Consider the following 15491-nt stretch of genomic DNA (forward strand, 5'->3'; position numbering starts at 1 on the left):
CACGCTCCGGGAACACCCGGTCAGGACTCCCTGGCCCCCGTGTACATCCCGTCGATGAGGTCCTTGTAGGTGCGCTCGACGACGGGGCGCTTGAGCTTGAGGGAGGGGGTGAGCTCGCCGTGCTCGATGTCGAGGTCGCGGGGCAGGAGGCGGAACTTCTTGATGGTCTGCCAGCGCTGGAGGCCCTCGTTGAGGCGGTCGACGTAGCCCTGGACCATCTTCTCGGTCTGCGGGGCGGCGACGATCTCGGCGTAGGACTTGCCGGCGAGGCCGTGCTCGGCGGCCCAGCCGAGGAGGGAGGGCTCGTCGAGGGCGATGAGGGCGGTGCAGTAGTTCCGGTCGGCGCCGTGGACGAGGATGTTGGAGACGAAGGGGCAGACGGCCTTGAACTGGCCCTCGACCTCGGCGGGGGCGATGTACTTGCCGCCGGAGGTCTTGATCAGGTCCTTCTTGCGGTCGGTGATCTTGAGGTAGCCGTCGGCGGAGAGCTCGCCGATGTCGCCGGTGTGGAACCAGCCGTCGGCCTCCAGGACCTCGGCGGTCTTCTCGGGCAGGCCGTGGTAGCCCTCCATGATGCCGGGGCCGCGGAGCAGGATCTCGCCGTCGTCGGCGATGCGGACCTCGGTGCCGGGGAGCGGCTTGCCGACGGTGCCGGTGCGGTAGGCCTCGCCGGGGTTGACGAAGGAGGCGGCGGAGGACTCGGTGAGGCCGTACCCCTCCAGGATGTGGATGCCGGCGCCGGCGAAGAAGTAGCCGATCTCGGGGGCGAGGGCGGCGGAGCCGGAGATGCAGGCGCGCAGGTTGCCGCCGAATGCCTCGCGGATCTTGGCGTAGACGAGGGCGTCGGCGACCTTGTGCTTGGCGGTGAGGCCGAAGGGCGCGGAGGCGGTGCCGGTGCGGCGGAAGGTGTCCTGGGTGGCCTTGGCGTAGTCGCGGGAGACGCCGGCCGCCCACTGGAAGATCTTGTACTTGGCGCCGCCGCCGGCGCGGGCCTTGGCGGCGACCCCGTTGTAGACCTTCTCGAAGATGCGGGGGACGGCCGCCATGTAGGTGGGCCGGACCACCGGCAGGTTCTCGATGATCTTGTCGACGCGGCCGTCGACGGCGGTGACGTGGCCGACCTCGATCTGGCCGGAGGTGAGGACCTTGCCGAAGACGTGGGCGAGCGGCAGCCACAGGTACTGGACGTCGTCCCGGGTGACGAGGCCGGTGGCGGCGATGGCCTTGGCCATGTAGGACCAGTTGTCGTGCGGCAGGCGGACGCCCTTGGGGCGGCCGGTGGTGCCGGAGGTGTAGATGAGGGTGGCGAGCTGGTCGGCGGTGATCGCGGAGACCCGCTCCTTGACCGCCTCGGGGTGCTCCTTGAGGTACGCGGCTCCGCGCGCCTCCAGGTCGGCGAGGGTGAGGACCCAGTCGTCGGAGGTGTCGGCGCCCTCGGCGTCGATGACGACGACGTGGTGGAGGCCGGGCAGGTCGGCGCGGCGCTCGACGGCCTTGGCGAGCTGGGCGGCGTCCTCGGCGATGAGGACCTTCGACTCGGAGTCGGAGAGGATGAACGCGGACTCGTCGGCGTTGGTCTGCGGGTAGACCGTGGTGGTCGCGGCGCCGGCGCACATGACGCCGAGGTCGGCGAGGATCCACTCGACGCGGGTGGCGGAGGCGAGGGCGACCCGCTGCTCCGGCTCGACGCCGAGGTCGATCAGGCCGGCGGCGATGGCGTAGACCCGCTCGGCGGCCTGCCCCCAGGTGAGCGACTTCCAGTCGTCCGGGCCGCTGCCCGAGGCGGCGGGCACCGGATGGCGGTACGCCTCGGCGTCGGGAGTGCGCTCGACCCGTTCGAGGAAGAGCGTCGCGACGGACGGCGGCCGGTTGTCGATCGGGGTCTGCTTGTCGCTCACGTCGTCCTCCGGGCGGCGGCTGTGCCTGTTGGGGTGCAACTGCGGATGCGTAACTAACTCGCGAGTAACCTCTGGGGGGCTCTCAGAGTAGAGCGCCGACGTCCGGTACGTAAGGGCCTGTGGATAACGAACGGGTCCGCGCGCCGTCGGCACGCGGACCCGTTCCCACCCTGCGGGGCTTGCCAGCCCTTGACCTGGGCCTGACTACTTCTTGGCCTTGCCGCCGGACTCGTCGCTCGACAGGACGGCGATGAACGCCTCCTGCGGGACCTCCACGGAGCCGACCATCTTCATCCGCTTCTTGCCCTCCTTCTGCTTCTCCAGCAGCTTGCGCTTGCGGGAGATGTCGCCGCCGTAGCACTTGGCGAGGACGTCCTTGCGGATGGCGCGGATGGTCTCGCGGGCGATGACCCGGGAGCCGATGGCCGCCTGGATCGGCACCTCGAACGCCTGGCGCGGGATGAGCTCGCGCAGCTTGGCGACGAGCCGCACGCCGTAGGCGTACGCGGCGTCCTTGTGGGTGATCGCCGAAAAGGCGTCCACCTTGTCGCCGTGCAGCAGGATGTCGACCTTGACCAGGCTGGAGACCTGCTCGCCGGTGGGCTCGTAGTCGAGCGAGGCGTAGCCGCGGGTCTTGGACTTCAGCTGGTCGAAGAAGTCGAAGACGATCTCGGCGAGGGGGAGGGTGTAGCGGATCTCCACCCGGTCCTCGGAGAGGTAGTCCATGCCGATGAGGGTGCCGCGCCGGGTCTGGCACAGCTCCATGATCGCGCCGATGAACTCGCTGGGGGCGAGGATCGTGGCGCGGACGACCGGCTCGTAGACCTCGTCGATCTTGCCTTCGGGGAACTCGCTCGGGTTGGTGACCGTGTGCTCGGCGCCGTCCTCCATGACCACGCGGTAGACCACGTTGGGGGCGGTGGCGATCAGGTCGAGGCCGAACTCGCGCTCCAGCCGCTCGCGGATCACGTCGAGGTGCAGCAGGCCGAGGAAGCCGACGCGGAAGCCGAAGCCGAGGGCGGCGGAGGTCTCCGGCTCGTAGACCAGCGCGGCGTCGTTGAGCTGGAGCTTGTCGAGCGCGTCGCGCAGCTCCGGGTAGTCCGAGCCGTCCAGCGGGTACAGACCGGAGAAGACCATCGGCTTCGGGTCCTTGTAGCCGCCGAGCGCCTCGGTGGCGCCCTTGTGCTGCGAGGTGATCGTGTCGCCGACCTTGGACTGGCGGACGTCCTTCACGCCGGTGATCAGGTAGCCCACCTCGCCGACGCCGAGGCCGTCGGCCGGCAGCATCTCGGGCGAGTTGGTGCCGATCTCCAGGAGCTCGTGGGTGGCGCCGGTCGACATCATCTTGATGCGCTCGCGCTTGTTGAGCTGGCCGTCGATCACACGCACGTAGGTGACGACGCCCCGGTAGGAGTCGTAGACCGAGTCGAAGATCATCGCGCGGGCGGGCGCGTCCGCGTCGCCGACGGGGGCCGGGACGTCGCGGACGACGCGGTCGAGGAGCGCCTCGACGCCCATGCCGGTCTTCGCCGAGACCTTGAGGACGTCCTCCGGCTGACAGCCGATGAGGTTCGCCAGCTCCTCGGAGAACTTCTCCGGCTGGGCGGCCGGCAGGTCGATCTTGTTGAGGACCGGGACGATGGTGAGGTCGTTCTCCATCGCCAGGTAGAGGTTGGCGAGGGTCTGCGCCTCGATGCCCTGGGCCGCGTCGACGAGGAGGATCGTGCCCTCGCAGGCCGCGAGCGAGCGCGAGACCTCGTAGGTGAAGTCGACGTGCCCGGGGGTGTCGATCATGTTGAGGATGTGCGTCCGGCCCTGCTCCGGCCCCTCGGTGGGCGACCAGGGCAGGCGGACCGCCTGGGACTTGATCGTGATGCCGCGCTCACGCTCGATGTCCATCCGGTCGAGGTACTGGGCGCGCATCTGCCGCTGGTCGACCACACCGGTCAGCTGGAGCATCCGGTCGGCGAGCGTGGACTTGCCGTGGTCGATGTGCGCGATGATGCAGAAGTTGCGGATCAGTGCCGGGTCGGTACGGCTCGGCTCGGGCACGTTGGTAGGAGTCGCGGGCACGCAGGGTTCTCGTCTCGGGCGATGTTCGGAACGGACACGTAACCCCCATCGTCCCATGCCCGCCGCCGGGCGTCCGGTTTGGGCGGTGCGCCGGGGGGCCTTCGGCGGCCGGGCGGTGATCTCCCGCTCGGTTTGGGGGCCGGGAGGCCGCCTGATACCGTGGACAGCTGTGTCTCGTGTGCCCTCTCAGCTGCGTGGCACATCCTGAGGAAACATCGAACCTGTAAAGGCTCTTTCAGTGGCGAACATCAAGTCCCAGATCAAGCGGAACAAGACCAACGAGAAGGCGCGCCTGCGCAACAAGGCCGTCAAGTCGTCGCTCAAGACCGCGATCCGCAAGGCCCGTGAGGCTGTCGCCGCCGGCGACCTCGAGAAGGCCACCGTGGCCACCCGTGCCGCCTCGCGTCAGCTCGACAAGGCCGTCTCGAAGGGCGTCATCCACAAGAACGCCGCCGCCAACAAGAAGTCGGCGCTGGCGATCAAGGTTGCCTCCCTCCAGGGCTGAGTCCGGATCCCCTGATCTCAGGCTGATCCCCGTGCCGTGACCGCTCCCCCACCGGGGAGGGCCGGCACCTACGGCCGCACGGGACCCAAGCGGACCCTCTCTCCCGCTCCCGCCCGGCCACCCGGCCCGTACGCGAGACGCGTTCGCCACGCGTGTACGGGACAGCGAGCAGTGCACCGAGGCCCCGGCCGCTCCTTCCCCAGGAGCCCCGGGGCCTTCGGCATGCCCGCCCCCACCCGCCGCAGCCCGCCCACGAGCACCCCACCGCCCGGCCCCACACCCCCAGAAACAGGGTGTACGACCTCCGGAACGCGTCGCGCGGACCCCGCCGGGCGCGCGAGGGCGTGCCCGGCGGGGTCCCAGGGGGAGGGTGCCCGCCCTACTCGCGCCGGGCCCGGGCCGCCCGCGCCACGGCGACGACCGCCTTCTCCAGGGCGTACTCGGGGTCGTCCCCGCCACCCTTCACCCCCGCGTCGGCCTCCGCGACGGCCCGCAGCGCGATGGCCACCCCGTCGGGGGTCCAGCCCCGCATCTGCTGCCGGACGCGGTCGATCTTCCACGGCGGCATGCCCAGCTCGCGCGCGAGGTCGGCGGGCCGGCCGCCGCGCGCGGAGGAGAGCTTGCCGATGGCCCGGACGCCCTGCGCGAGGGCGCTGGTGATGAGGACCGGCGCGACGCCGGTCGACAGCGACCAGCGCAGGGCCTCCAGTGCCTCCGCCGCCCGGCCCTCGACGGCCCGGTCGGCGACGTTGAAGGAGGACGCCTCGGCGCGGCCGGTGTAGTACCGCCCGACGACCGCCTCGTCGATCGTCCCGTCGACATCGGCGGTGAGCTGGGTGACCGCCGAGGCCAGCTCCCGCAGGTCGCTGCCGATGGAGTCGACGAGGGCCTGGCACGCCTCGGGGGTGGCGGACCGGCCGAGCGTCCGGAACTCCTGCCGAACGAAGGACAGCCGCTCCGCGGGCTTGGTGGTCTTGGGGCAGGCGACCTCCCGCGCGCCCGCCTTGCGGGCCGCGTCGAGGAGTCCCTTGCCCTTGGCTCCGCCCGCGTGGAGCAGGACGAGGCTGATGTCCTCGACGGGTGCGTCGAGGTAGCCCTTGACGTCCTTGACGCTCTCCGCCGAGAGGTCCTGCGCGTTGCGCACGATCAGCACCTTGCGCTCGGCGAAGAGCGAGGGGCTGGTCAGTTCGGCGAGGGAGCCGGGCTGGAGCTGGTCGGAGGTGAGGTCCCGCACGTCCGTGTCGGCGTCGGCGGCCCGCGCGGCCGCCACCACCTCCCGGACGGCGCGGTCGAGGAGCAGGTCCTCCTGGCCCACGGCGAGCGTGACGGGGCCGAGGAGGTCGTCGCTGGAAGTCTTTCTGGTGGCCATCGCGCTCCAGCATCCCACGCCCCGCCGACAACGGGTCCCGGGCGAGAATGGCGGGGTGAGTGAACGACACGTACTGGTGCTCCCCGACCGCGACGCCGCCGAGGAGCTGTCCGAGGAGTTGTCCGGCCGCTTCGGGGTGGCCGAGGAACCGCAGTTGGTCCGGGACGCGCTGGCCGGCGAGGACGACGCGGAGGACGCGCAGTGGCTGGTGGTGGTCGAGGACCCGGAGGGCCGGCTCGACCCGGCGGCGCTGGACGCCTTCGCCGCCGAGTACGAGGGCTGGCTGGAGTCCCCGTGACCACCCCGGACCGAACCTAGGCGGCGGTCTTCGGCACGATCTGGACGTCGAGGTCGATGGAGATGCTGGAGCCGACCACCGCGATGCCCCGCGCGAGCAGGGTCTGCCAGGTGAGGGTGAAGTCCTCGCGGTGGAGTTCGGTGGTGGCCCGGCAGGCGCAGCGGGTCTCGCCCTCCAGGCCGCTGCCGAGGCCCAGGTACTGGGTGTCGAGCGTCACGGTGCGGCTCACGCCGTGCAGGCTGAGCGCGCCGGTGACGTTCCAGCGGCTGCCGCCCCGGTGGGTGAAGCGGTCGCCGAAGAACTCGATGGTCGGATAGGCGCCGACGTCGAGGAAGTCCCCGGAGCGCAGGTGGTCGTCGCGCATCTGGACGCCGGTGTCGATGGAGGCGGCGTCGATCACGACGTGCATCGCCGAGTGCTCCATGTCGTCGGCGATCCGGAGGGCGCCGGCGAAGCTGTTGAACCGGCCGTGGATCCGGGCCAGTCCGATGTGCCGGGCGGTGAAGCCGATCTGGGAGTGGGTGGGGTCGATCTCCCAGTCGCCCGCGGCGGGCAGCGGCGGCTGCTGGGCGACCTGGAGTAGGACGTCGCCGAGCTCGGTGGGGACCCCCTCGGCGACGACGGCCGTGGCGTGGTGCGGCGTGTAGCCCTCGGAGGTGAGGGCGAGCCGGTACTCACCGGCCGGGACGGTCGCGAGGAGGGTGCCGTACGGGTCGGTCTCACCGGCCAGGACCTTGCGGCCGGCCGCGTCGGCGAGGACGAACTCGGCCTGCCGCAGCGGTTCGTGCACGGGGTCGAGGACCCGGCAGCTCACCACGCCCGCCGAGGCCGGTACGGAGATTCCGGCGAGGGCGCCGCCCCGGCCGCCACCGCCGCCGCCCCACTTCCCGAAGAGACCACCGAACATCTTCCACGCACCCCCGTGCGACTAGTTCACCGTACAACGACTTCGCATTCGACCATCCATGGGGCGTTCGAGGCAAACGCGCTCTTCTTACCGGTGAGTCCGAATTACGCTCGCGCCTCGTCTCCTCCTCCCTTCCCTCCTCGTACGACGGGCAGCTCGTCGAGCACGATGCCGAAGAGATCCCGGTACGCCTCGCGCAGCTCCGCGTCGGTGCCGAGCTCCCGCTCGGTGCGCCCGTCGGCCGAGGTCCGCAGGAGCCTGCGGTCGGAGATGCTGACCCGGCCGTCGCCGGTGAGCCGGGAGCAGATCACCTTGCGGGTGAAGTGCGACTCGGGCGAGGTCCGGTGGTACCAGGCGCCCGCCGTGAAGTCCGCGAGCCGCCGGGGCCGGGGCTCCAGCCGGTACCGGGGCACCCCGTCCCGCACCACGTCGAGGTCGCCCGCCGCCCCGTCCGGTCCTTCGGCGGGACGGACCAGGAAGGTCCCGGCGGGGTCGTCCTGCTCGCCGCGCGCGTCGAGGAGGAGCGGGCGGTGGCTGTGGTCGCCGAAGCCGACGTCGGCCAGCCACCGCGTCCCGTCCTCGGTCTCCACCAGCAGCGCCATGTGGTCGTACGGGATGCCCGGCCGCCCCCGGTCGTCGAGCACCCGCGCCTGGAGCGGCTCCACCCGGTAACCGAGCGCCCGCAGGAGCGCGCCGAACGCGGTGTTCAGTTCGTAGCAGAAGCCGCCCCGCCGGGCCACGGCCACCTTGTCGACCAGCGCCCGCTCGTCGAGGACGATGTCCTCCCCGAGGTGGATCGAGAGGTTCTCGAAGGGGACGGTCCGCAGGTGCCGCAGGTGCAGCTCCCGCAGGGCCCCGGCGTCCGGCCGGGCGGGCCGCTCGGCGCCGATGCGCCGCAGGTAGGTGTCGACGAGGCCGTCCGGCAGTACGGCCCCGGTCGGGTCGGCGCTTCGCTCGTGATCGGTCATGGGGGCAGTCTGCCCCGGCCCCGCCGCCGACCCCGCTCCTGGCCCCGCTCCTGGCTCCGCTCCCGGGCCGCTACGCGGCGGGGGCGGTCTCCCGGGCGGTCGTCGGCAGCTCGCGCGTCCGGGGCAGCGGCGAGGGGAACAGCCACAGCACCGCGAAGACGCCGCCGACGGTGGCGATCCAGAGAGTCGGCCGCAGTCCGATCGTCGAGCCGAGCAGCCCGCCGACGAGGGCCCCGACGGGCCGGAAGCCGTGGTTGAGGGTGCGGAAGGCCCCCATGACCCTGGCGCGCAGGGCGTCGGGTATGAGCGCGAGCTGGAACGCCCCGGCGGCCACGTCGACGATCATCACGCCGACGCAGGAGAGGAACTCGGCGAGGAAGAGCACGCCCGCCACCAGCGGCAGGGGGCCGCTCGCGAGCGGGACGAGGATCAGCGGCAGGGAGAAGCCGAGGAAGCCGGTGACGAGGGAGCCGCCGATGCCGATGCGGCGGACCACCGCCCCGCTGCACGCCGCGCCCAGCAGGCCGCCGACGGCCCCGGCGCCGAGGATCGCCCCGAGCAGGCCCGCGCTCAGGCCGAGCTCGGTGGTCACGTAGAGGACGAAGAGGGTGTGGAACATGTAGTTGAAGAACTGGATGGTGCCGGACGAGGCGAACAGCGCCCGCATCGACGGCTCCCGCACCGTCCAGCGCAGCCCCTCCGTGAAGTGCCCCTTGGTGACCGGTTCCGGGGCGGGTTCGGCCGGCGCGATCCTGGCCAGGTAACCGGCGGACACCAGGTAGGTGAGGGCGTCCGCGAGCAGTGCCACGGGGGCGGTGAGCACCTGGACGAGGACACCGCCGATGCCGGGCCCGGCGAGCCAGGCCATCGAGCGGCTGCCGCTCACCAGGGAGTTGGCCTGCACGAAGCCCTCGGCGGGGACCAGGGCGGCGAAGAGGGTGACGTTGCACGCCTCGAAGAGCACCGACAGGACGCCCATGCCGAGGGCGACCGCGTAGAGCTGGCCGAGCGTCAGCACGTCGAGGAGGTAGGCGACGGGGAGGGTCAGCAGCAGCACGGCCCGCCCCAGGTCGGTGGCGATCATGATGCGCCGGCGGTGCGGCCGCCGGTCGACCCAGGCCCCGAAGGGGATGTTGAGCAGGAGGGCGGGGAGGAGTTCGAGGGTCTTGAGCCAGCCCATCTGGGCGGCGTCGGCACCGAGCACGAGGACGGCGGCGAGCGGCAGCGCCATCAGGGAGATCTGGTCGCCGATCAGCGAGACGGTCTGCCCCGTCCAGTAGCGGCGGAACGTCCGTTCGCGCAGCAGGGCCGGGATCCGTGCGGTGAGCCCCATCCTTCTCCTTCCTTCTCCTCGCCGGTCATCTCCGGTCGTCGTCGGTGTTCCGTTCTTCCCCGGCGTCCCGCTCCGCGTCGACGTCCGGGTCCAGGTAGGCGATCTGGAGGAAGCTGACGGGCATCGTGTCCGCCGGCCGGCGCGCGGGCGCGCCCTCCCGTTCCGTGTAGGGCCGGAGGAGTTCGGTGATCCGCTCGCCCAGTTCGGCCAGTTCGGCGGGGGTGACGTAGAGCAGGGCGTCGCCGAACAGCTCGGCCTCGCGCCACTCCTTCGGGACGTCCGTCCGGCTCTCCACGGCCTGGGCGAGCCGTCCGAACCAGCGCTCGGCGACGGCCACGTTCAGCTCGTCGGCCGCCTGCGCGACGGCGGGGTCGTCGCTGTGGCCGGGCCATTCGGTGTACCGGGCGGTGGCCCGCCACGGCTTCTCCCGCCCCCGCCCGCCCGGCGCCTCCTCCACGAGCCCGTACTTGGCGAGTATCCGCAGGTGGTACGAGCAGCTGGCGACCGATTCACCGGTCAGCTCGGCGGCCCGGGTGGCGGTGCAGGGCCCGTACCGGCGCAGCAGTCCGACCAGGGTCAGCCGCAGCGGATGGGCGTAGGCCCGCAGGGCGCGGGGGTCCGTGAGCCTGACGCTGTGGGGCTGTTCGTCCCCGGGGGACGGTGCGCTGTTCCGCTCGTTCTCCACCATGGTCTAAAGCTATCTATAGAAAGACTCCTTTACAAGGATTCGTTTACAACCACTTCTTTACAAGCGCTTGTAAAGAAACGCTTCCCTACGGACATCCCTCCCTCCGCACAGCCGCCTCCCCGCCGTCGCCGCCTCACCGGCCCCGCGCCACGGCCGCCAACTCCCCTCCCGCGCCCACCACCGCGATCGCCCCGTCCCGGTCGGTGCTCAGCACCCGCGCCCCGCCGGCCCGCAACACGGCCAGCGTCCGGGGAGCCGGATGGCCGTACGGGTTGTCGCGCCCGGCGGAGACCAGCGCCAGCCTCGGCCGGACCACCGCCGCCAGCCCGGGGTCCTGGTGCGCCGAGCCGTGATGGGCCACCTTCAGCACGTCCACCGCCCCCAGTTCCGGGTGCGCCCGCCACAGGGCCCGCTGCGCCGGTGGCTCCAGGTCACCGGGCAGCAGCACGCTCACCCCGCCCCGCGCCCGCACCAGCAACGTCACACTCGCGTCGTTCGCCCCGCCACCCGGACCTCCCGACGCTCCCGGTCCCGTCCCTTCTCCCGCACCTCCCGGCGGCCACAGCACGGTCCACTCCAGCGGTCCGATCCGGCGCCGCTCCCCCGCCACCGCCCTGACCACCGGCACCCCGGCCGCCTTCGCCACCCGCCGGACGAACTCCGCCTGCCCCTGCGGCTCGTCGAGCCCCGTGACCTGGATCGCCCCCACCGCCCTCCCCCGCAGCACCCCGGGGAGCCCGGCCACGTGGTCGGCGTGGAAGTGGGTGAGGACCAGCAGCGGCACCCGCTCGATCCCCAGCTCGCGCAGGCAGCGGTCCACCGCCGCCGGGTCGGGCCCGGCGTCCACCACCACCCCTGCGTCCCCGCCCGCCGCCAGCACGGTCGCGTCCCCCTGCCCCACCTGGCACATCGCGAACACCCAGCCGGGCGGCGGCCACCCGGTGAACCAGCGCACCACCGGCGCCGGCCGCGCCACCGCGAGCACCAGCAGCACCGCCGCCCCGGCCAGCGGCCACGCCCGGCGCCGCAGCCTCCGCACCACCACGACGACCACGACCGTGACGAGGGCCAGCGCGCCCCCTCCCCACCAGCCGCCCGGCCACGCCACCTCCGCCCCCGGCAGCGCCGCCCCCGTCCGGGCCACCCCCGCGATCCACCCGGCCGGCCACCCCGCCACCCACGCCAGTCCCGCCGCACCGCCCGGCCACAGCGGCGCCACGGCGAGCGCCGCGAAGCCGAGGACCGTCGCCGGTGCCACCGCCAGTTCCGCGAACAGGTTCGCCGGGATCGCCACCAGGCTCATCCGGGCCGCGAAGACCGCCACCACCGGCGCGCTCACCGCCTGCGCCGCGAGCGCGGCCGCCAGCGCCTCCGCGAGCCGCCCCGGCACCCCGCGCCGCCGCAGCGCGTCGCTCCACCCGGGCGCCACCACCAGCAGCGCCCCGGTGGCCAGCACCGACAGCAGGAACCCGTAGCTCCGCGCCAGCCAGGGGTCGTACAGCACGAGCAGCAGCACCGCCCCGGCCAGTGCGGGGACCAGCGAACGCCTGCGGCCGGTGGCGATCGCCAGCAGCGCGACCAGCCCGCAGGCCGCCGCCCGCAGCACGCTCGGGTCCGGCCGGCACACCACCACGAAGGCCAGCGTGAGCCCGGCGCCCGCCACCGCCGTCCCCCGCAGCGAGAGCCCGATCCGGGGCGCCAGCCCGCCCCGCTCCACCTGCCGCGCCCGCCCCGGCCGCCCGACGAGCAGCAGCAGGACGATGGACAGATTGCTTCCCGAGACGGCCAGCAGGTGCGTGAGGTCCGTCGCCTCGAACGCCTCGCGCAGGTCGGTCCCGATCCGCGAGGTGTCCCCGACCACCAGCCCCGGGAGCAGCGCCCGCGCGTCCGGCGCCAGTCCCCCGGTCGCCTCCCGCAGCCCGGCCCGCAGGGAGCCCGCGGTCCGCTGGAGCGCGCTCGGCGGCGCCACGACCACCGGCGGCCCCGCCCTCGCCTTGAGGACGGCCGCGAACGGATCGCCCGGGTCCATCGGCGGGGCGAAGCGGGCGGCGATCCGCAGCCGCGTCGAGGGCAGCAGCCGCAGCCACGCCTCCCGCCCCTCCTCCGAGGGCACGATCAGCAGCACGGGCGCGCGCGTCCGGTGGGCCGGGCCGCCGGGCCGCTCCACCCGGGTCACCTCGGCGCCCACCACCACCGACACCGGCGCCATTCCCGATCCCCGCACCCGGGGCCGGGTCAGCCGGGGGTCCGCCGTGACGGTGACCTCCACCCAGGCCCGGCCGTACTCCCGCGCCAGCACGGGCACCGGTCCCCGCCGCAGGTCCGCCGCGTGCAGCCCCGCCGAGGCGGCGCCCGCCGCCGCGCACAACAGCACCCCAGCCCACGCGGTGGCCCGCAACCGCCACCCCGCCGTCCGCCCCCGCGCCCCGGCCCGCACCGACCCGGCGTCCCCCGCCCCGGCGTCCCCCGGCGCGGCCTCCCTCCTTCCGGCGACCCGTCGCGCCACTCCCGGTACGAGCAGCGCGGCGGCCCCGGCCAGACAGACGCCCACCCCGGCGACCGTCCACCAGCCGGCGACGCCCAGACCCACCGCGGCGGCCGCCCAGGCGCCGAGCGCGAGCGGCACGAGCCGCAGATCAGCCGCCTCCGCCCCTCCCTTCTCCGCCCCTCCCCTCTCCACCCCGTTCTCCCCCGCATCCGCCTCCGCCTCCGTCTCCACCTCCCGTCCGGCCCCCACCGCTCCGCCCCGCGTCACGGCCGCACCAGCGGGCGGAGGTCGGCGAAGCGCCGTTCGCCGATTCCGTTCACTTCCCGCAGCTCCTCGACCGAGCGGAATCCGCCGTGCTCCGTGCGGTGGTCGACGATCCTCCGGGCGAGCACCGGCCCCACCCCGGGCAGGGCGTCGAACTGCTCGGCCGTCCCCGCGTTGAGGCTCACCGGCGCACCGCCCCCGCCGGACCCCGCACCGGGCGCACCGCCCGGCGGCGGCGCGGGCGCTCCGGGCACGCCGACGAGCACCTGCTCCCCGTCGAGGAGGACCCTGGCCCGGTTGACGCCCGTCAGGTCCGCCCCGGGCCGTACGCCGCCGGCGGCCCGCAGCGCGTCCGCGACCCGTGACCCGGCGGGCAGCGTCAGCACCCCCGGCTCGCGGACCTTTCCTCCCACGTCCACCACGACCTCCGCCGGGGCGCGGGCCGGGGCCGTCGTCCCGTCGGCCGGGGCCGGGGCCGGTGCGGGCGAGGGCGCCTCCGGTGCGGCCCGGACGACCTCCGGCGCGCTCACCGCCTCGGGCCGTCCCGCCCAGAAGGAGCCGCCCGCCGCGCAGGCCGCCACCACCAGGACCACACCGAGCGCGGCCAGGGTCCTCGGTTCGAGCCCGCACCGCGTCTGCGTCCACAGCGGCAGCCGCTCCCGCCCCGCGGCGCGCCACCTCCGCTCCGCCACCGGCGCCTCGGTGGGCGCGGCGGGCGACTCGACGGCCGCGTCCTGCGGGGCCGCACCCGGGAAGAGGGCGTCGCCCCGCTCCCGGGCCCGCCGCCCGGCGAGCCCGGAGCCACCGCCGGAAACAAAGGGAGGAGAACTCGTACGAAGGTCCATGCCTGCGACGGTAGGGTCCGCCACCGGCCCGTGCCGTCCCCCGGCAACTTCCGTGGACGACGGCTCACTTGTGGACAACTCCGTCACCCACACGGGTGAGGACAGGGGTCAGCGCGGTGAGACGACCACCGCGAGCAGTCCCGGCCCCGTGTGCGCGCCGATCACCGCGCCGACCTCGCTGACGTGCAGTTCCACCAGTCCCGGCAGCCGTTCCCCGAGCCGCTCCGCGAGCGCCTCGGCCCGCTCCGGCGCGGAGAGGTGGTGGACGGCGATGTCCACGGGCCCGGAGCCCGCCCGTTCGACGGCCAGCTCCTCCAGCCGGGCGATCGCCTTCGACGCGGTCCGCACCTTCTCCCTCAGTTCGATGCGGCCCCCGTCGAGTTCGAGCAGCGGCTTCACCGCGAGCGCGGAGCCGAGCAGGGCCTGGGCGGTCCCGATCCGCCCGCCCCGGCGCAGATAGTCCAGGGTGTCCACGTAGAAGTAGCCGGCGGTGTTCCCGGCCCGCTTCTCGGCCGCCGCGACCGCCTCGTCGAGCGAACCCCCGCCCTCGACGACCTCCGCCGCCGCGAGGGCGCAGAAGCCGAGGGCCATCCCGATCATGCGGGTGTCCACGACCCGTACCGGGACGGGCGCGTCCTTGGCCGCGAGCACAGCGGCGTCGTAGGTGCCGGAGACCTCGGCGGAGAGGTGGAGGGAGACGACGCCCCGGGCTCCGGCCTCCGCCGCCGCGCGGTAGGCGTCGGCGAAGACCTCGGGGCTCGGCCGCGAGGTGGTGACGGGCCGCCGCTTCTGCAGCGCCTCGGCGAGCGCTCCGGCCGAGATCTCGGTGCCTTCGAGGAAGGCGCGGTCGCCGATGACGACGGTCAGCGGGACCGTGGTGATGGCGTGCCGCTCCCTCGTCCGGGGTGGCAGGTAGGCCGTGGAATCGGTGACGATCGCGACATGCCGGGACATGAGCGGGAGGTTACCCGCCGCGACCGCCGCACGGCAGCCCGACCCCGGCCGCGGCCGGACGCGTCCGGTTCCGCGCTCCCGCCGGACAGGGCCCAGGTGGGCGGTCAGCCCGCCGAGGACTCCGGGCGGGCCGTCTTCTCCCACGGGTAGGCGGCCGGCCGGGGCTCCGGTGCGGTGAGGGCCTGCGGCCCCTCGGCGGTGCCCGGCCGCCGGGCCCCCTGGTCCGCCGTCCCGGGCGCCGCCTCGTACCAGGCGGGGTCCGGCGCCGCGGTGCCCGCCGTGCCGGTCCCGGTCCGCTCGGTGGTGGTCCAGTGGCGCAGCGCGCCGGCCTCGACGTCGATCTGGGCGCTCAGCGTCTCCAGGTCGTCCTCGGCGAACCTGCGGGCCCGGTCGCGGGCGGCCCGGCGCAGCGCGTCGGCCGAGTCGGTGATCCGCTCCGTCCGCTCGGTGAGCGCGGGCAGCTGCCCGGCCACGTACGCCTTGTCGGGCTCCCGCTCCAGGCGCTTGAGGTCCTCGTCCAGCTCGCGTCCGTGGGCGCTGAGCCGGGCGAAGAGGTCGAGGGACTCCCGCAGCGAAGCGTCCTCCACCGCGCCCGCCTGGAGCGCGTCCTGGGTGGCGCGCATCGAGGTCCGCAGCGCCAGTCGCAGTCGGGCCAGCTCGGCGGCGGCGCCGAGCTGGCCGAAGCTCTTGGCCCGCAGCGTGGTGTCCTCGACGGTGCGGCGCGCCTGGTCGATGGTGCGGTCGACACCCCGCTTGGCGGCCTTGACGACCTTCACCGCGGCGTAGGTCCCGAGCGCCACGAACGAGAGGAAGAGCAGCGCCAGGATCGTGACAATCGTGGCTTCCATGTACGTCGCTCCTCGGTTCGGCCGGCGTCCCACGGCTGTGGTTCTTCCACGGT

Annotated in this window: 13 protein-coding genes; 2 read left to right on the forward strand and 11 right to left on the reverse strand. The window is 73.8% G+C overall.

The features are described 5' to 3' along the window. Positions 1–20: 20 nt before the first annotated feature. The gene (locus IE219_RS04315) at positions 21–1898 is read right to left on the reverse strand and encodes an AMP-dependent synthetase/ligase (protein ID WP_189975165.1); all 1878 of its coding nucleotides are present in this window, start codon (positions 1896–1898) and stop codon (positions 21–23) included. Between the two features lie 204 nt (positions 1899–2102). Further along, positions 2103–3971 (reverse strand): translation elongation factor 4, encoded by a 1869-nt coding sequence (gene lepA / locus IE219_RS04320; RefSeq protein WP_189975166.1) that lies wholly within the window; start codon positions 3969–3971, stop codon positions 2103–2105. Between the two features lie 238 nt (positions 3972–4209). Between lepA and rpsT the strand changes: the two genes are divergently transcribed. Next, positions 4210–4476: a 30S ribosomal protein S20 gene (gene rpsT, locus IE219_RS04325; protein WP_093876150.1), complete on the forward strand. Its 267-nt coding sequence runs from the start codon at positions 4210–4212 to the stop codon at positions 4474–4476. Between the two features lie 379 nt (positions 4477–4855). Here rpsT and holA read toward each other — a convergent pair whose 3' ends face one another. Further along, positions 4856–5845, reverse strand: coding sequence for a DNA polymerase III subunit delta (holA, locus tag IE219_RS04330; protein ID WP_189975167.1), 990 nt, complete (start codon positions 5843–5845; stop codon positions 4856–4858). A 55-nt stretch (positions 5846–5900) separates the two neighbouring features. Between holA and IE219_RS04335 the strand changes: the two genes are divergently transcribed. Beyond that, on the forward strand, positions 5901–6143 hold the full coding sequence (locus tag IE219_RS04335; protein ID WP_189975168.1) for a hypothetical protein: 243 nt from the start codon (positions 5901–5903) through the stop codon (positions 6141–6143). Positions 6144–6159: 16 nt separating this feature from the next. On the opposite strand, the gene IE219_RS04340 is transcribed toward IE219_RS04335, so the two are convergent. The 8 genes from IE219_RS04340 to IE219_RS04375 all read right to left on the reverse strand — a co-directional run bounded on the left by IE219_RS04340 (position 6160) and on the right by IE219_RS04375 (position 15438). Next, positions 6160–7050 (reverse strand): YceI family protein, encoded by an 891-nt coding sequence (locus IE219_RS04340; protein ID WP_189975169.1) that lies wholly within the window; start codon positions 7048–7050, stop codon positions 6160–6162. 104 nt (positions 7051–7154) lie between these two features. Continuing rightward, positions 7155–8018, reverse strand: a complete 864-nt coding sequence (locus IE219_RS04345) for an arylamine N-acetyltransferase family protein (protein ID WP_189975170.1) — start codon at positions 8016–8018, stop codon at positions 7155–7157. Between the two features lie 70 nt (positions 8019–8088). Next, positions 8089–9351 carry an MFS transporter gene (locus IE219_RS04350; RefSeq protein WP_189975171.1) on the reverse strand — a complete coding sequence of 421 codons (1263 nt, stop codon included), beginning with the start codon at positions 9349–9351 and terminating at the stop codon, positions 8089–8091. Positions 9352–9376: 25 nt separating this feature from the next. Continuing rightward, positions 9377–10039: a helix-turn-helix domain-containing protein gene (locus tag IE219_RS04355; protein ID WP_189975172.1), complete on the reverse strand. Its 663-nt coding sequence runs from the start codon at positions 10037–10039 to the stop codon at positions 9377–9379. A gap of 133 nt (positions 10040–10172) precedes the next feature. Further along, complete coding sequence (locus IE219_RS04360) at positions 10173–12719, reverse strand: ComEC/Rec2 family competence protein (protein ID WP_229849580.1); 2547 nt, start codon at positions 12717–12719, stop codon at positions 10173–10175. A gap of 71 nt (positions 12720–12790) precedes the next feature. Further along, positions 12791–13636 (reverse strand): ComEA family DNA-binding protein, encoded by an 846-nt coding sequence (locus IE219_RS04365; RefSeq protein WP_189975173.1) that lies wholly within the window; start codon positions 13634–13636, stop codon positions 12791–12793. A 108-nt stretch (positions 13637–13744) separates the two neighbouring features. Continuing rightward, positions 13745–14590: a DegV family protein gene (locus tag IE219_RS04370; protein WP_189975174.1), complete on the reverse strand. Its 846-nt coding sequence runs from the start codon at positions 14588–14590 to the stop codon at positions 13745–13747. A 104-nt stretch (positions 14591–14694) separates the two neighbouring features. Beyond that, positions 14695–15438, reverse strand: a complete 744-nt coding sequence (locus IE219_RS04375) for a hypothetical protein (protein WP_189975175.1) — start codon at positions 15436–15438, stop codon at positions 14695–14697. Positions 15439–15491: the final 53 nt, after the last annotated feature.

The sequence above is a fragment of the Streptomyces termitum genome, from assembly GCF_014650175.1.
Lineage (GTDB): Bacteria > Actinomycetota > Actinomycetes > Streptomycetales > Streptomycetaceae > Streptomyces > Streptomyces termitum.